The organism is Microbacterium suaedae, from assembly GCF_003254645.1.
Taxonomy (GTDB): Bacteria; Actinomycetota; Actinomycetes; order Actinomycetales; family Microbacteriaceae; genus Microbacterium; species Microbacterium suaedae.
Genome location: NZ_PNFD01000001.1, coordinates 762,104 through 779,482 on the forward strand (window position 1 = coordinate 762,104; position 17,379 = coordinate 779,482).

A 17,379-nucleotide genomic window follows, 5' to 3' on the forward strand; every position below is an offset into this window, starting at 1 on the left:
AGCGATCCGAGGTGAAAGAAATCCGGTTCTTTCGCTACCATGAAGGAATGAGTTCCGCGACGCCTCGTACCTCCTCGACTCCGCGCATCGAGCTCAAGACGCTCGGCCACAGGATCCGACATCACCGCCTCGCGCGGGATCTCACGCTCGACGAGCTCGGCGAGGCCGTCGGCGTCGCAGGGAGCCAGCTGAGCCTCATTGAGAACGGCAAGCGAGAGCCGAAGCTCACCCTGCTGCAGGCGATCGCCGAGGCGACATCGACGACCGTGACCGACCTCATCTCCGCAGAGCCCCCGAACCGCCGCGCGGCGCTCGAGATCGAGCTCGAGCGCGCCCAGCACAGCTATTCGTTCCTGCAGCTTGGCATCCCGCCGATCAAGGTGACGAAGGGGCTCACCGACGACGCGATCGAGACCGTGCTCGGTCTGCACGCCGAGCTTCAGCGCCGCGATCGCGAGGCGAACGCGACGCCCGAGGAAGCGCGACGCGCGAACACCGAGCTGCGGATCCGCATGCGCGATCGCAACAACTACCTCCCCGATATCGAGAAGCTCGCAGAAGAGCAGCTCGCCGCCGCGGGGCACTCGCGCGGGGCACTCACCCACCGCACGGTGAGCCTCATGGCCCAGCAGCTGGGCTTCGAGCTCGTCTACGTGGGCGATCTGCCGAGCTCGACGCGCTCGATCACCGATCTCGAGAACGGGCGCATCTACCTGCCGCCCGCGTCGATCCCGGGCGGGCACGGGCTGCGGTCGATGGCGCTGCAGGCGATGGCGCACCGATTGCTCGGGCACCAGCCGCCGACCTCGTACGCCGACTTCCTGCAGCAGCGCCTCGAGATCAACTACTACGCGGCGTGCTGCCTGATCCCCAAGACGGCGGGCGTAGCGTTCCTGCAGGAGGCGAAGAAGGATCGCAATCTCGCGGTCGAGGACTTCCGCGATGCGTTCGGCGTCACGCACGAGGCCGCGAGCATGCGCATGACGAACCTGATGACCGAGCACCTCGATATGCGGCTGCACTTCCTGCGCGTCGGTTCCGAGGGGCAGATCGAGCGCGTCTACTCCAACGACGGGCTTCCCCTCCCCGAGGACGTCACCGGCGCCGTCGAGGGGCAGATCGTGTGCCGGAAGTTCTCGGCGCGCACCGCCTTCGAGCGTCAGAACCGCACCACCGAGCACTACCAGTACACCGACACCCCCGCGGGAACGTTCTGGAGCGCGACGCAGACCGGATCCAGCGACTCGGGAGCGTTCTCGATCACGGTCGGCGTGCCCTTCGACGACGCGCGGTTCTGGCGCGGTCGCGAGACGCAGAAGCGCTCGCACTCGACGTGCCCGGACGAGAACTGCTGCCGGCGCCCCTCCCCCGAGGTGCTCGCTCGCTGGTCAGGAAAGGCGTGGCCGAGCGCGCGCGTGCACACGCACATCTTCAGCCCGCTGCCCCGCGGCAACTTCCCCGGCGTCGCCGAGAGCGACGTCTTCGAGTTCCTGGAACGCCACGACGGCTGACGCGCCGTCTCTCGGCCCCCGACGCGCGTTCGCGGGTGCCGCGCGGTCGCAATGCCCCCGACATGCAAGTGGCGGGTGCCGCGTGTTCGCCCTGATAGCTCAGAGCGACCACGGGGCACCCGCGAACGCGGATCCGGTCAGGAAGAGGCGCGCTCGGCCGCCTCGACGACGTTCGTCATAAGCAGCGCGACCGTCATGGGGCCGACGCCGCCCGGGTTCGGCGACAGGAAGCCGGCGACCTCTGCAACGTCGGGGTGCACATCGCCGAAAATCTTCTGCTTGCCGGTCGCAGGATCCTCTTCACGAGTGACGCCGACGTCGAGAACCGCGGCACCGGGCTTGACGTCTTCCGGCTTCACGAGGTGCTTCACCCCGGCCGAGGCGACGATGACATCCGCCTGACGCAGGTACTGCCCCATGTCGACGGTTCCCGTGTGCACCTGCGTCACGGTGGCGTTGATCTCGCGACGTGTCAGCAGCAGGCCGATCGAGCGGCCGATCGTGACGCCGCGTCCGACGACGACGACGTGCTTGCCGTTCAGGTCGTAGTCGTTTCGCTGCAGCAGCTCGATGACGCCGCGCGGCGTGCACGGCAGCGGCGTCGCGATGGGCGCATTGACATTGAGCACGAGTCGGCCGAGATTCGTCGGGTGCAGGCCGTCGGCATCCTTCGCCGGATCGATCCGCTCGAGCACGGCGTCGGTGTCGATGTGCTTCGGCAACGGCAGCTGCACGATGTAGCCGTGACAGGTGGGATCCGCATTGAGCTCGTCGATGAGGTCCTCGACCTGCTGCTGGGTCGCATCGGCCGGCAGCTCACGCTGGATCGAGTTCATGCCGATGGCGACGGACTGCTTATGCTTCATGCCGACGTACAGCTGCGATGCCGGATCCGCGCCGACGAGCACCGTCGCGATGCCGGGCGTGATGCCGTTCTCCCGCAGCGCGGAGACGCGCTCCGTGAGCTCCTGCTTGATCGCCGCCGATGCGGCCTTTCCATCGAGAACCTGTGCGGTCATTCGTGTCTCCTCCTCGAGCGGGTACGGCGCGGCGCGCGCACGGCACGTATGCCTCTCACCATAGTGATACGTGCCGCGCGCGTCGATGCCGGATCAGACGCCGGCGTAGCCCTGGCCTGCGGCCTCGACCCCGGGATAGAGGGGGAAGGCGTTCGCGAGTGCTTCGACCCGCGCACGGAGCGCCGAGGTGTCGGGATTCGGCAGCAGCGCCAGCGCGATGACGTCGGCGACCTCGGTGAACTCCGCATCGCCGAATCCGCGCGTCGCGAGCGCCGGGGTGCCGATGCGCAGCCCCGACGTCACCATCGGCGGGCGCGGATCGTCCGGCACGGAGTTGCGGTTGACGGTGATGCGGATCTCGTGGAGGAGGTCTTCGGCCTCCTGGCCGTTGATGGCGGCGTCGCGCAGATCGACGAGCACGAGGTGCACATCGGTGCCGCCCGAGCGAACAGAAATGCCGGCGTCGGCGACGTCCTGCTGCTGGAGACGCTCAGCGAGGATCTGCGCGCCGCGCACGGTGCGCTTCTGCCGATCGGCAAAGTCATCGCTCGCCGCCAGCTTGAACGCGGTCGCCTTCGCCGCGATCACGTGCATGAGCGGACCTCCCTGCTGCCCGGGGAAGACGGCCGAGTTGATCTTCTTCGCGATGTCGCCGTCGTTCGTCAGGATGAAGCCCGATCGGGGGCCGCCGATGGTCTTGTGAACGGTCGACGAGACGACGTGCGCGTGCGGGACGGGGTTCGGGTGCGCACCGGCCGCCACGAGGCCCGCGAAGTGGGCCATGTCGACCCAGAGGTATGCACCGACCTCGTCGGCGATGCGACGGAACTCGGCGAAGTCGAGCTGTCGAGGATAGGCCGACCACCCGGCGATGATGACCTTCGGCTTGTGCTCGTGCGCGAGGCGGCGAACCTCATCCATGTCGACGAGCGAGGTGGCGGGGTCGACGCCGTAGGCGACGATGTCGTAGAGGCGACCGGAGAAGTTGATCTTCATCCCGTGCGTGAGGTGACCGCCGTGATCGAGCGACAGGCCGAGGACCGTGTCGCCCTGACGGGCGAGCGCGTGGAGGACCGCCGCATTCGCGGTCGCGCCCGAGTGCGGCTGCACGTTCGCGTATGCGGCGCCGAAGAGCGACTTCGCCCGCTCGATCGCGAGGTTCTCCGCGACGTCGACCTCCTCGCAGCCGCCGTAGTACCGGCGCCCCGGGTAGCCCTCGGCGTACTTGTTCGTGAGAACGGATCCCTGCGACTGCAGGACCGAGAGCGGGACGAAGTTCTCGGAGGCGATCATCTCGAGGAATCCGCGCTGCCGATCGAGCTCCCGCTGGAGGACCTCCGCGATCTCGGGATCGGCCTCGGAGAGGGGGGCGTTGAACAGCGATTCGGTCATGCGTGCTCCAGAACGACTCAGCGGAAATCAGGGGATCGCTTCGGCCCAGGCGCGCGGTCGAATGCCGTTCAGGGTGTCGCTCCCCGGTGGTGACCCACCTCGGGCGCCAGTCGCGACGGAACCGATCATAGCGCGTCAGCGGTCCGAAAGAAGCCGCCGGGGTGGGGCGAGCTGATCAGCTCGCCCCACCCCGGCGGCTCGTATGCGCTGCCGCTGGTGTCAGGCGCGGATCGCGCGACGGATCGCGAGAAGCGCGGCACCGGCGATGAGTGCGAACGCGGCGCCGCCTGCGAGCGGAAGCACCGTGGCGTTCACGTCCGCGCCGGTCGCGGCGAGCTCCTCGCCGCCCGCGTCACCGGAGTCACCTGCATCTCCGGAGTCGCCCGCACCGCCCCCGCCGCCGGGCGCAGCGGCGCCGACGACCGAGAACGTGGACGAGGCCGACGCGCTGGAGACGCCGTCGATCGACTGCGACGCCGAGACGGTGTACTCGCCGGCCGGGAGGTCCTGGAAGAGCTCAGCCATCCACGTGCCGCCCTCGACGATGACCTCGGTCGACTGTGCGCCGGTTGCGTCAAGCGTGGCCGACATCTCGGCGATGTTGTCGCCCTCGATCGTCACAGTGACGGTCGCGCCCTCGATGGACGACTCGCCAACGATCTCGGTGAGCTCGCCCTCCGTGTACGAGCCGCCGTTCTCGGGCGTCACGATCGCGGGAGCTCCCGGGACCACCGTGAAGGAAGCCCGGCTGGGCTCGGACGCGACGCCCTGGTAGGTCTGGACGGCGCTGACAGTGTACTCACCGAACCCGAGCTCGGTCGCGACCGACCACGTGCCGTCGTCGGCCACCGTGGCGGTGCCCTCGACGTCACCGGTCAGCGAGACCTCGGCGCCGGGCTGGCCGGTTCCGGTGATCTCCGTGATGGTCTCGGTCGTACTCGACTCGTTGCCCGGGCTGGTGATACCGGGGGCATCGACCTGGATCTCGCTCGTCTCGACGGTCGCGTCGACCCGCTCCGAGACGTCGAAGCCCTTCGTGGCCTGCAGCGAGATGTCGAACGAACCGACCGTTTCGGGCGCCGGGAAGGCGAAGTAGCCGTTCTCGTTGGCCCCGAAGACGCCCTCGATGTCGCCGGAGACGGTGACCTCCGAGTTCGCGGGAGCGGATCCCTCGAACCAACCGCCGCGAACGGTGGCCGCCGTGGTGACCTCGGGCTCGGCGATGTCGAGCGCGACGGTGTACCCCGGGGCGACCGCGAGCGCCGCCTGCAGATCGGCGAAGAAGAGCTGGTCTCCCGAGCTCGAACCGCCGCTGACGATACCCACCGCGGTGTTGCCGATCAGGACGGCACCGCCGGAGTCGCCGTTGAGCACGAGGGGCTCGCCGCCTGTCTGCACGGCGAGGAATCCGTAGACGAAATGACCCGACACTTTCGCCCAGCCGCGATTGACGACCTCACCGGACTCGAAGCCGGTCGTGCGTCCGCTGCGCTGGATCACGTCGCCGACCGACGCCTCGCCGATTCCGTTCACCGAGATGGTCGACGCCGCGAGGTCATCCTGGCCCTGCGTGGTCCAGTCGGTGACCTCGGGCAGGAGCGTGAGATCCGGGTTGATCGCGTCGATGACGGCGATGTCCGTCGACGACGGGTCTCCGTCGGCGCCAGTGCTGTCACCGGGGCCGCCGTACTGGTGGAAGCCGTAGGTGCCGAGATCCGCGTAGGCCTCGGGGGAATAGGTCGGCGCCTCGTTTGCGACGTTGTCGTCGCTCGAGGGAACGGAGAGGAGGACCTCGGGTCCCGCACCGTCGGCGGCGCAGTGACCAGCCGTGATGACGGCGGGCTCACCCTCGGGCGACCACCCTGCGAAGCCCGTGGAGCAGACCGAAGCACCCTCGGGCGTCGGGAACACGATTCCCGCGCCTCCGACGACTTCATCGGCCGACGCCGCGACGAACTGTTCTTCCGCAGGAACGGCGACGACGTCGACGTTCTCGAAGTCGTCCTCAAGCTGCTGCGCCTGGTCGACGGTCGCAGCCGTGGCGACGAACCCGTCCTCGCCGCTCTGCCCCTCATCGAGGACCTTCACCGTGATGCTGCTCGACTCGTCGTCGGTCGTGATGCTGACGACACCGTCGAGCTGCATCGCCTCCGCGAGGAAACCGTTCTCGTTCGCCGTTTCCGGCGAATCAAGCGACGCCTCCGGCGCCGCTTCTCCGGCCACTGCCGGCGTCATGATCAGGCCACCTGCGGCGAATGCCACCGCGGTGCCGATCGCCCCCAGACGCGAGGCCCGTGTGAATGTGGAGCGCAAGGATATCCCCCATGGTCTGTGGCAACGCAGTCGCCAATCCGCTCTGGTCTCGCCTGCCCCACCGATGGATTCAGCGCATCCTCAGCTTGGACACAGCGTCTCCACACTACAGAAGAACGTCGGTAGTGTGAGGGTCCGAGCGAAGATCGCCCGACCACCGGAGGACGACTATGACGAAGAGCCGCCGCCTCGCCCTGATGTTCCTCGTCGGGGCTTCGTCCGCCGCACTCGCCGGCTGCGCATCCGGCGCCACTCCGGGAGGAGAATCCGTGGATCCCCAGGACTATGTCGGCGCGACGTTCGCCAGCACCGAGCAGGGCGAGCCGTACCTCACGTTCGCCGACGACGGCACGTACAGCGGGTCCGACGGCTGCAACGGCCTGAACGGCACGTACGAGGTCGAAGGCGAGGAGCTCCTCCTCGAGCCCGGTCTGATGACGCAGAAGGCCTGCCCGGATATCGACACCTGGCTGCACAACGCCGCCCAGGTCCAGCTCGACGGCGACACTCTGATCGTCTACGACGCAGCCGACGCCGAGATCGGCTCGCTCAGCCGCAGCTGATCCGGTTTCCACAGACATCAGCACGACGGCCCACGATCCGAATCCTCGGATCGTGGGCCGTCGTCTTGGGTAGTTGCTCCACGTTCACAACCGCTCGGACTGACTCCCCCGATGCCGAGCGACGTATCTCTCTCACCCCAGAAGACGGGCGGGGCGCCGTTTCATGACGCGAATCCGCGAAGTTTTTCCCGTTCGTTCAGAAAACCTAGGTCAGACCGGATATCCGCCGAGAGTTCGACGTGGGGCTTGGCATGTCGCGCACACGAGGGGCAGAATCGTGCGGAAGCCCGAAAGCCCTGAGGAGAGTCATGCCTACATCACACGGAGGCGACGTCGACGACGTCGCAGACGTGTCTGACGGCGACCTCGTCCTCCGTTCCCGCTCGGGCGACACCGCCGCGTTCGCCGAGTTGTGGTCGCGCCACTACCGGTCGGGAGTGACGGCCGCACGCAACATCACCTCGAGCATCGATCCGGATGATCTGGTGCAGGAGGCGTACGCAAAGATCTTCCAGACCGTGCGGCGCGGCGGCGGGCCGACGAGCTCGTTCCGCGCCTATCTCTTCACGACCATCCGGAACACGGCCGCCACCTGGGGTCGATCCCACGACGATGTGGCGATCGAGGAGATCGACACCTTCGAGGATCCGGACAGCACCGATGAAGCGGCCGAAGCGGCCCTCGACCGCGGGATCACGCACGCCGCGTTCCGCAGCCTCCCCACGCGATGGCAGGAGGTGCTCTGGTACACCGAGATCGAGCAGATGAGGCCGCGCGAGGCAGCCCCTCTTCTCGGCCTGAAGGCGTCCGCCGTCTCGCAGCTCGCCGCGCGCGCCCGCGAAGGGCTGCGCGAAGCCTGGATCCAGGCGCATCTCGCGTCCGTGACCGACGGATCAGAGCATCAGTGGGTCATCGAACGCCTCGGCGCGCGCACGCGCGGCAACATCGGCACACGGGACCGCAAGCGTCTCGAGACGCATCTCGCCGACTGCGCTCGCTGCGCGATCGTCGCCTCGGAGGCCGATGACGTCGGCGGCCGCCTGGCGATGATCCTGCTTCCGCTCGCGATCGGGATCCCGGCAGCGAGCGCGTACCTCGCGTCGGTGCAGCGCGGTGACGAGGCGTTCGTCGCGCTCGCGGCGATGCCGCCCGCCGTCATCGAGGGCGGAGCCGCCGCGGGCGGGGTCGTCGTCGCCGGAGGAGCGACCGTCGCACCCGGAGCGGGAGGCTCGAGTGGCGGCACCTCGGCAGGGGCCGCCTGGACCATCGGCGGGCTCGTCACCGCCGGCTTCGCCGCGACGGCCGTCGCCGTCGCGGTGGCTGTGGCGTCGGTCACGTCGCCCCCTTCCGTTCCTTCCGCTGCCGGAGATGCATTTGGCAGCGATGCCACCCCCGAAAGCGCATCGATCGAGGCCTCGGACGAGCTCGTCTCCGATGAAACGACCGACGCCGCTCCCGACGAGGTCGACGATGAGGCCGACGACGCGGTCTCACCCCTGCGCATCGCTGGTGTACACGTCGACGATGCGGCGGCACGCGTCATCACGATGAACGTCGCAGGCGAACCCGGGCGCACCGTCAGCGTTCAGGCCGCGGGCGGATCGGCGTCCGGTGCCGGCGGCACGAGGAACACCCCCGCCACGTCGCTCGTGCACGCGGTCGCCGGGCCCGCTCTCGACTCGGCGCGGGTCGCTCCCGACGGATCCGCGAGACTCACGTTCTCCCTCACTGCAGAGCAGGTGCGGAGTGACGTATCGCTGTCGGTCGTCTACGCGTCCTCGGCCGACGCTCCCGTCTCGATGACGCTCTCCGCCCTCGGCGTCCGCCCCGAACTGCTCGCGGCTCTCGCGCCCACGGTGCAGACGTCGCCGACGCCGGAGCCGAAGCCGAAGCTCGATCCGGAGCCGGAACCAGAACCCGAGGACACTCCGACCCCGGATCCCACCCCGACACCCACCCCGGAGCCGGCGCCCTCGACCGAACCGGCACCCTCGCCTACCCCGGAGCCGACGCCCGAACCGGACCCGACGCCCACACCTGACCCCGAACCGACGCCCGAGCCCAAGCCGGAGCCGGAGCCCACGCTCACGGCGCCGACCGAGGTCGTCGCCTCGCTCGACGGCGACACGGTGCAGATCGAGTGGACCCCCGTGGATGCCGCCGACGAGTACGAAGTCTTCTTCGACACCGACGCCGACTTCGACGGCGCGGAGCAGATCGAGGAGACGACGCAGACGACGCTCGAGACCGACGCACCGGCTCCCGGCACGTACTTCTACTTCGTCGTCTCCGTCGCGGGCGACGAGCGGAGCGATCCTGCGGTCACGGAGGATCCGATCGAGGTTGCGGACGCGGCGCCATCCGCCCCGACGAACCTCGAGGTGACCGGGGCCGGACAGCTCACCTGGACGGCATCGCGGGACGACGTCGGCATCGCCGAGTACATCGTGCTCCGAGACGAGGAGCCCATCGGGACAGCCGAGGACGCCGCCTACGCGGACGGAGCGGACCTCGGCCCCGGAGCCTACGAGTACACCGTGCTCGCGGTCGACACCGCCGGGAACGAGAGCGCCCCGAGCACACCGGCCATCCGTACCGTCGAAGACACCCAGGATCCCTCGGTTCCACAGGATGTGGGCGTCACCTTCGACGGCACGGTCTCGTGGAGCCCGTCGTCCGACAATGTCGGCGTGACGGGGTACATCGTGTACCGCGACGGCGAAGAGATCGCCCGCACCGAGGGCACCGCATCCTCGGATGAAGACGTCCTCGTCGCCGCTTCCCATGCCTACACGGTCGTCGCATTCAACGCGGCGGGGAACGAGAGCGCACACAGTGAGGCCGCCCACGGGGCCCCGCTGCCGGACGGCACGCCGGCGTTCACCAGCGCATCGGAGACCGCCGCTCGGGAGCAGTACGAGGTGGTCGTGTCCGGAGCACCGGGGGCGACCGTCCGCGCGACACTCACCAAGGGATCGGCCGAAGGATCGGCCGCGGAGAAGACACTCGACGAAAACGGCGTCGCGACCTTCACGGTGACGGGCGCGACCGATCCGTCGAAGATTGTGCTCGCCCTGCGCTACGAAGGCGTCACAGCGAACGGCGATGCCGTCATCGGCCCGGAGACCTCGGCCACCCTCTCTGAGATCCTCGCCCTCGGCGCCCTGTAGCGTTCGGTTACCCCACCGGCGCTCACTCGGCTGAAGCGAAGAAGACGCCGCCTCACCCGCAGGCGAGGCGGTTCGATATCGATTCGAGGGCGTCGATCTCGGCCTGCTGAGTTTCCTTCATCGAGGCGGCTGTGCGCAGCACAACCGGCTCGCTGCCGAGGTCAACGATCGCGTCAACCATGTCGACCGCGCCCTCGTGGTGTCGGATCATGAGGTCGACGAAGAGGCAGTCTCGGGCGGCGTCGCCGAGCTCCGCGAGGCGCGCGACGTCGGCCTCCGACGCCATCCCCATCTCGGCGAGCAGCTCTTCTTCGTCGGCCTGCGGAGGCGCGCCGTGATCGTGCTCGGAACCGCGCATCCACGTCATCAGCGGATCTCCTGCCTGCGGCAGCCCCCACTCGACGAGCCAGCCGTACATCTGGCCGCGCTGCGCCTGCTGCGCCGTCGCGATGTCGTAGGAGAGCATCCGCAGCTCTTCGTCATCGGTCGCGCGGTACTCGATCATCGCCATCTCGACGGCCTGCGCATGATGCACCTGCATATCGCGCGCGAACCCCGCATCGGCAGCGTTCGGCCCCGCGTCGTCGTTTTCACCGCCGACCGCGACGATGCGCCCGATCGTGAAGGCGAGCGCCGCGACGATGACGACGGTCAGCAGCACGAACCAGCGGGGCACTCCCCCGCGCGGCCGTGCCGTCACTGCCTGCCCGGGCCGTCGATCGCGCCCGTGCACTGCGCCCCCGGCTCGGGCACGTTGTCGCTGCGCCAGTACTCCTCGTAGAACTCTCGGATCCGCGCGTCCGACGAGTCGTCGACCTTCAGCTGCGCATTCCACGCGCTCACGGCGATCGGGGTGTCCATCCCCGGATAGGGCGACAGGATCGAATAGCTCGACGGCGCGTACGACTCGAGCGTCTCGATGTCGGACGCGTCGACCTGCTCCGGGTCGTACGTGAGCCACACGGCACCGTGCTCGAGCGAGTGGACGGCGTTCTCGTTCGGCTGCGGCTCGGTGTAGACCCCGCAATTGAGCCACGCCACGTGGTGTGGCCCGCCCGCCGGCGGACTCTGCGGGTACTCGACGGCGCCTTCGACGTGATCCGTCCCGTTCTCGAAGGTCTCGACGCCGTCGATCGAGGCTCCCTCTCCCCCGGCGTCGTAGCGGTTCAACGGCTCGGGCGCCGTGACGTACACCGTGACGATCGCGGCAACCACGGCAATCGCAGCGACGGATCCGGCGATCCAGGCGATCCGCTTCGTGCGACGTCGTCGCGCCTCGCGACGGCGCTTCTCGGCCTTCTCGGCCTGCCGCTTCTCATCGCGCTCCTGCGCGCGTCGCTTCTCGATCTCCGCCTGACGGGCGGGGTTGCCGCTTTTGCGCTGGGCCATGTCGCTCCGGGGGGTCGCTTTGCCCCTCGGGGCGGGGGCTCCCCCGATTCTATGCGAGCACATGAGCTCAGTCGCTGGGCACGTCCTCCGATCCGTACTTCCGGATCAGGTCTTCGACATCATCGCGCACGATCGGCACGCCGCCCGTCTCAGGCCCGATCGGGACACCACCCGTATCCAGCCACACCGCCGTATCGGTCGGCAGGTGCCCGTCGACGACGGGGCCGCTCGCCGCGATCACTTGGCCCGTGGGGAGGGGGAACGGCTGCGCTCCGAAGTTCGCGAATACCGTGACGTCGTGCGTGTGGAACGCCAGCACGTCATCGCCCACATCGTCGATCCAGACGAGCACGCTGCGTCCGAGCCGCCGCTCGCGCCGCTCGCGCAGCAATCGCCGATACAGATGGAGCGTCGATCGCGGATCCGCGATCTCGACATCGCGGGCGTGATCGCCCCACCCTTCCGGTTGCGGTAGCCAGGACTCCCCTGTCGTGTTGAACCCGCTCGCGGGCGCGCCGCGTTCCCACGGAATCGGCACGCGGCAGCCGTCGCGTCCGTAGCGCTCACCCTGCGTCCGAACGAAGGTGGGATCCTCCCGAGCGTCGTCGGAGATGTCGACGACCTCGGGCAGACCGAGCTCCTCCCCCTGATACAGGTATGCGGATCCTGGAAGCGCGAGCATGATCGTCGTCGCGGCGCGCGCCCGGCGCAGGCCGGGCTCATACTCGGGCAGATACGGCGAGCGCGGGCCGATGCCATCGTCCTGCCCTGGTGGCAGCATGAGCCGCGCCGTGTGGCGGATCACGTCGTGGTTCGACAGCACCCATGTCGCGGGGGCGCCGACCGCGGGGTACGCCCGCAGCGATTCGGCGATGACATCGCGCAGCGACTGGGGATCCCATCCCGCCATGAGGTATCCGAAGTTGAAGGCCTGATGCATCTCGTCGCGGCGCACCCACAGGGCCGTCTTGTCGGCCGTCGACAGCCACGCCTCCGCACACAGCACGCGGTCCCCGTCGTAGGACGCGAGAACGTGATGCCATTCGCGAAAGATGTCGTGCACCTCGGGCTGGCCGCGATACGGCGACAGCTCGTCGCGGCTGCCCATCGGCCCCGCGTTGACGGGCTTCTCGTGATCGGCGAGCCCCTCCTTCTTGATGAGGCCGTGCGCGACATCCACACGGAATCCGTCGACGCCCCGATCCAGCCAGAATCGCAGGATCGACGTGAACTCGTCCCGCACCTCGGGATTGCGCCAGTTGAAATCAGGCTGCGAGCTGTCGAAGAGATGCAGGTACCACTGGCCAGGCGTGCCGTCCGGCTCGGTCACACGCTCCCACGCGGATCCGCCGAACTCGCTCTCCCAGTTGTTGGGCGGCAGCTCGCCGTCGTCGCCGCGGCCATCGCGGAACAGGTAGCGTTCGCGCTCCGCCGATCCCGGCGGCGCCGCGAGCGCCTCCTGAAACCAGACGTGCTCGACGGACGAGTGATTCGGCACGAGATCGACGATGATGCGGATCCCGCGTTCGTGCGCGGCCGCGAGGAATGCGTCGAAGTCGGCGAGAGTGCCGAAGAGCGGATCGATGTCGCGGTAGTCCGCGACGTCGTAACCGGCGTCATGTTGCGGCGAGCGCATGAACGGCGAGAACCACACCGCGTCGACGCCGAGATCGGCGAGGTGGTCGATGCGCGCGAGCGCGCCCGGCAGGTCGCCGATCCCATCACCGTCCGCGTCGGCGAACGAGCGGGGATAGATCTGATAGATGACGGCCTCGCGCCACCATTCGCCGCCGAGCGTCATCGGATCTCCCCTCGTCCTGCGTCCGGTCCCCCGATCCTCGCCCCGGACGCGACATGTCCGCAAGTCTCCGGCGAATCCGCAGCTGTTTGCGGTGGATTCGCCGGAGACTTGCGGACTCGCGCTCAGCCCTTCGACGCGCCGGCCAGCAGGCCGCGGACGAAGAACCTCTGCAGGAGCAGGAACACGATCAGCGGCACGATGATCGCGATGAAGGCGCCCGCCGTGAGCAGGTGCCAGTCCTCGCCACGCTGTCCGGTCATCTGCGCGAGCAGCTTCGTCACAGGGGCGACGTTGCCATCCGCGAAGATGAGCGAAACGAGCAGGTCGTTCCAGACCCAGAGGAATTGGAAGATCGCGAACGAGGCGATCGCCGGCAGGCTCAGGGGCATCACGATGCGGAAGAAGATCTGCCCATGCCCGGCGCCGTCGACGCGCGCGGCCTCGATCACGTCGGCGGGGATCTGCGCGACGAAGTTGTGCAGCAGGAAGATCGCGAGCGGCAGGGCGAAGATCGAGTGCGCGATCCACACCTGCGCGTACCCCGCCGTCCCGAAGGCCTGGATCACCGGGAACCCGAACACCTCACCCCGCGAGAACAGCTGCAGCAGCGGGATGAACGCCATCTGGATCGGCACGATCTGCAACGCGAACACGCTCACGAAGAGGATGTTCTTGCCGCGGAAGTCCATCCACGCGAAGCCGTAGGCGGCGAGCGTCGCGATGATGAGGGGGATGATCGCGGCCGGCAGAGTGATCGCGAACGAGTTGACGAACGACTGCGCCATCGTCAACCCGCCCGTGGCGGTGCCCAGAGCTTCGGAGTAGTTGTCGAGCGTCCATCCCCAGTTCTGGAACGCCGTCCACCAGCCCGTCGTCTGGATCTCGGTCCGTGGACGGAACGACGACACAAGCACGCCGAAGGTCGGGATCGTCCAGACGATCGCGATCACGAGAGCCGCGATCGTCGCCCACGGCGAGGTCAAGCGTCGCTTGGTCTCCTTCAGGGCCTGGGGTTTGCCGCCCGTGACGAGGGTGCGTGTCTCGCTCATCACCGCACCTCCTTCTGCTTGTTCATCTGCCGCGCGTTGTAGATGATCAGCGGCAGCACGAGGATGAACAGCACAACGGCGTACGCGGCCGCGCGCCCGGATTCGAAGCTGCGGAACTGCGTGTACATCTCGTTCGCGATGACCGACGTGTTGTTGCCGCCGGCCGTCATCGTGCGCACGATGTCGAAGATCTTCATCGACGTGAGCGCGATCGTCGTCAGCACGACGACGATCGACGAGCGGATCCCCGGTATCACGATGCGCAGGAACCGCTGCGCCGCATTGGCGCCGTCGATCTGCGCGGCCTCCAACTGCTCAGCCGGCACGCCCTTGATCGCGGCGGAGAGGACCACCATCGCGAAGCCCGTGTAGATCCAGACGAACACGACGATGAGGAACAGCGTGTTCCACGGCTCGACCTGAAGGAACGAGATCGGTTCGCCGCCCAGCCACACGATGAGCTGATTCAGGAATCCGATCTGCTCGCGGTCCGCGGGACGCGGCGTGTACATGAAGCGCCAGATGATGCTCGCACCGACGAACGAGATCGCCATCGGCAGGAAGATCAGCGTCTTGTAGATCTTCTCGCCGCGCGTCTTGTCGATGAAGTACGCGTAGACGAGACCGATCGCGGTCGAGGCGACGGGTGCGATGAGCACCCACACGATCGTGTTCGCGACGGTACGCAGGCCCTGCGGTTGCGTGAAGATCCAGACGTAGTTGTCGAGGCCGATGAACGACGTACCGCGCGAGTTCATGAACGACTGCACAACCGTCTGCAGCACCGGGAAGACGAGCCCGATGAGCAGCATGATGAGCGCCGGCGCGAGGAAGCCGAACAGCTGGAACAGGTACCCGGCGCCCGCCTTGGCTCGGAAGTCGAGCCAGAAGAACAGCAGTCCGAGCACGCCGGCGGCGATGATCGCCCACGTGTACGACTGCAGCGCCCACATGACGCCGAGCGGCATCAGAACGCACGCGGCGAGGCGGATGTAGGTGTACACCCGCCCCGACCGCGGCGCGATCTCGATGAAGAAGAGCAGGATCCCGATCACCACCGCGAAGGCGGCGATGATGATCGGAATCTGGGCCCAGGGCGAGAGCCAGCTGAGCCACTCGAGGAAGGCAGCCATGGGCTACTCGCCGGACGGCCAGCCCGACTCGATCTGCTCGAGCACGCGGTCCACATCGGAGCCGCCGACCCAGTCGCGCATGCCCTTCCAGAAGGACCCTGCGCCCACGGCGCCCGGCATGAGGTCAGATCCGTCGAAGCGGAAGACGGTGGCGGGATCCTGGAGCAGTGCGATCGACTCCTGGAGGATCGGGCTCGACGCGAGCGACGGGTCGAGGCCGGAGTTCGCACTGATCACGCCGCCCAGTCCGACGCGCGAGTTCGCCCACTCGGCGCTCGACAGGTACTCCTGCACTGCCACAGTGTCTTCGTCGTCGTTGAACGCGCCGACGAGCTCGCCACCACCCGTGACGGCCGTGTCACCACCCTCGTCGTAGGGAGGCATCATGAACGCCCACACATCGCCGTCCTCGGCGACCTCGCCGCCGGCATCGATGAGGAAGCCCTCGAGGAACGAGGCCTGGTGCGACAGGATGCAGTCACCCGAGACGAGCGGGTTCGCGACGGCTCCGAAGTCGGTCGAGTCGATCGAGCTGACGCCACCGAAGCTCGCGTTCACGTAGTTGTCGTCGAGCATGATCTGCCCCGCGTCGTCGAACGCCTGCTTGATCTCGTCGCCCGTGAAGGGGATCTCGTTCGCGACCCACTGGTCGTAGACGTCGGTGCCCTGGGCGCGCAGCACGAGGTCCTCGATCCAGTCGGTTCCCGGCCATCCGGTCGCCGCATCGGATCCGAAGCCGACGCACCACGGGGGCTGATCGGTCTCCTGGCGGATCTGCTCCGTCAGATCGAGAAGCCCCTGCCACGAGGTCGGAGCCTCCCACCCGTTGTCTTCGAACGCGGGGACGGAGTACCAGATCCAGCCCTTGATGTTCGCCATGAGCGGTGCGCCGTAGATCTCGTCCTCGTAGGTGAGATAGCCGGCCCAGTCCTCGCTCCAGAACTCCTCGACGTTCGAGACGACGCCGTCGGAGGCGGGAACGAGGTATCCGCGCGCCGCGAGGTCGGTGAACAGACCAGGCTGCGGGAAGAACGCGAGATCGGGCGGGGTGCCGCCCTGGGCGCGCACCGCGATCTGCGATTCGAACTCCTGGGAGCCCTCGTAGATGATGTCGATGCCGGATTCCTCTTCCCAGTCGGCCCACGACTCCTCGAGCAGCTCGGCCTCGGTATCGACGATCGTCCCGTAGATGGTGACTTGGTTGTCGGATCCGCCGTCTTCTCCGCCGTCACCGCCCCCGGAGACGCCCGGTCCGCCGGAACAGCTCGTCAGTGCGAGAGCGGTGGCCGCGAGCCCCGCCCCCGTGAGGATCCATCGGTTTCGTCGTGTTGTCATCGTCGTGCCCCCATCGGCTTTCGTTGACATATCGGGCGACTCCGCCCACGTGCCGAACTTAGCCCCGAGCGGCACGCCGTGGCAACGCTCCCACGCCGCCGTGACGAAAAGGTGACACGCACGTCACCGCGCATGTCCACAAGTCTTCGCCGAGTCCGCTGCGAACAGCTGCGGATTCGGCGAAGACTTGTGGACATGCCCTGGACACGACGAAGCCCGCGGAGCCGAAACGGCTCCGCGGGCTTCGCGAGTGAAACGGTCTTACTTGACCGTGACGGAGGCGCCGGCCTCCTCGAGCTTCGCCTTCGCGTCCTCGGCAGCGTCCTTCGCGACGCCCTCGAGAACGGGCTTCGGGGCGCCGTCAACGAGGCCCTTCGCGTCGCCGAGGCCGAGCGAGGTGAGCTCGCGGACAGCCTTGATGACCTGGATCTTCTTGTCGCCGGCACCCTCGAGGATGACGTCGAACTCGGTCTGCTCCTCGGCTGCCTCGGCGGCGTCGCCACCGGCCGGAGCGCCGGCCACGGCCACGGCGGCCGGGGCGGCAGCGGTGACGTCGAACTTCTCCTCGAACGCCTTCACGAACTCGCTGAGCTCGATGAGCGTGAGCTCCTCGAACGCGCTGAGCAGCTCTTCGGTGCTGAGCTTCGCCATGATGTGTCTCCTGTGTGTTTTCAGCTAGGTAGGTGGGTCGTGCGAACGCCGGC

At 68.0% G+C, this 17,379-nt stretch carries 13 protein-coding genes and 1 riboswitch; of the genes, 3 read left to right on the forward strand and 10 right to left on the reverse strand.

Features of this window, described 5'->3' with window-relative positions; genetic code table 11:
- Window positions 1-47: 47 nt before the first annotated feature.
- Window positions 48-1,511, forward strand: coding sequence for a helix-turn-helix domain-containing protein (locus tag C0012_RS03475; RefSeq protein ID WP_110588181.1), 1,464 nt, complete (start codon window positions 48-50; stop codon window positions 1,509-1,511).
- Window positions 1,512-1,648: 137 nt separating this feature from the next.
- Here C0012_RS03475 and C0012_RS03480 read toward each other — a convergent pair whose 3' ends face one another.
- From C0012_RS03480 to C0012_RS03490, 3 genes are all read right to left on the reverse strand, one after another.
- A complete protein-coding gene (locus C0012_RS03480) occupies window positions 1,649-2,530 on the reverse strand; it encodes a bifunctional methylenetetrahydrofolate dehydrogenase/methenyltetrahydrofolate cyclohydrolase (protein WP_110588180.1) in 882 nt (293 codons plus the stop codon).
- A 93-nt stretch (window positions 2,531-2,623) separates the two neighbouring features.
- The gene (gene glyA, locus C0012_RS03485) at window positions 2,624-3,922 is read right to left on the reverse strand and encodes a serine hydroxymethyltransferase (RefSeq protein WP_110588179.1); all 1,299 of its coding nucleotides are present in this window, start codon (window positions 3,920-3,922) and stop codon (window positions 2,624-2,626) included.
- A 36-nt stretch (window positions 3,923-3,958) separates the two neighbouring features.
- Window positions 3,959-4,046, reverse strand: a riboswitch (ZMP/ZTP riboswitch).
- 95 nt (window positions 4,047-4,141) lie between these two features.
- Window positions 4,142-6,157: a S1 family peptidase gene (locus C0012_RS03490; RefSeq protein ID WP_162621910.1), complete on the reverse strand. Its 2,016-nt coding sequence runs from the start codon at window positions 6,155-6,157 to the stop codon at window positions 4,142-4,144.
- A 248-nt stretch (window positions 6,158-6,405) separates the two neighbouring features.
- Here C0012_RS03490 and C0012_RS03495 point away from each other — a divergent pair, with 248 nt between their 5' ends.
- Window positions 6,406-6,798, forward strand: coding sequence for an META domain-containing protein (locus C0012_RS03495; protein WP_110589740.1), 393 nt, complete (start codon window positions 6,406-6,408; stop codon window positions 6,796-6,798).
- Window positions 6,799-7,106: 308 nt separating this feature from the next.
- The gene (locus tag C0012_RS03500) at window positions 7,107-9,968 is read left to right on the forward strand and encodes a sigma-70 family RNA polymerase sigma factor (RefSeq protein ID WP_162621909.1); all 2,862 of its coding nucleotides are present in this window, start codon (window positions 7,107-7,109) and stop codon (window positions 9,966-9,968) included.
- 52 nt (window positions 9,969-10,020) lie between these two features.
- On the opposite strand, the gene C0012_RS03505 is transcribed toward C0012_RS03500, so the two are convergent.
- The 7 genes from C0012_RS03505 to rplL form a co-directional block, all read right to left on the reverse strand.
- Window positions 10,021-10,644, reverse strand: a complete 624-nt coding sequence (locus C0012_RS03505; protein ID WP_232527761.1) for a DUF305 domain-containing protein — start codon at window positions 10,642-10,644, stop codon at window positions 10,021-10,023.
- A 20-nt stretch (window positions 10,645-10,664) separates the two neighbouring features.
- Window positions 10,665-11,357, reverse strand: coding sequence for a DUF3105 domain-containing protein (locus tag C0012_RS03510; RefSeq protein WP_110589737.1), 693 nt, complete (start codon window positions 11,355-11,357; stop codon window positions 10,665-10,667).
- Between the two features lie 67 nt (window positions 11,358-11,424).
- Entirely contained in the window at window positions 11,425-13,158 is a 1,734-nt protein-coding gene (locus C0012_RS03515) for a glycoside hydrolase family 13 protein (RefSeq protein ID WP_110589736.1), read from the reverse strand.
- Window positions 13,159-13,280: 122 nt separating this feature from the next.
- The gene (locus C0012_RS03520) at window positions 13,281-14,207 is read right to left on the reverse strand and encodes a carbohydrate ABC transporter permease (protein WP_110589735.1); all 927 of its coding nucleotides are present in this window, start codon (window positions 14,205-14,207) and stop codon (window positions 13,281-13,283) included.
- Complete coding sequence (locus C0012_RS03525; RefSeq protein WP_110589734.1) at window positions 14,207-15,340, reverse strand: carbohydrate ABC transporter permease; 1,134 nt, start codon at window positions 15,338-15,340, stop codon at window positions 14,207-14,209. The genes C0012_RS03520 and C0012_RS03525 overlap by 1 nt, the downstream gene beginning before the upstream one ends.
- 3 nt (window positions 15,341-15,343) lie before the next feature.
- Window positions 15,344-16,675, reverse strand: coding sequence for an ABC transporter substrate-binding protein (locus C0012_RS03530; RefSeq protein ID WP_110589733.1), 1,332 nt, complete (start codon window positions 16,673-16,675; stop codon window positions 15,344-15,346).
- A 261-nt stretch (window positions 16,676-16,936) separates the two neighbouring features.
- Window positions 16,937-17,326, reverse strand: coding sequence for a 50S ribosomal protein L7/L12 (gene rplL / locus C0012_RS03535; RefSeq protein ID WP_110589732.1), 390 nt, complete (start codon window positions 17,324-17,326; stop codon window positions 16,937-16,939).
- Window positions 17,327-17,379 lie beyond the last annotated feature (53 nt).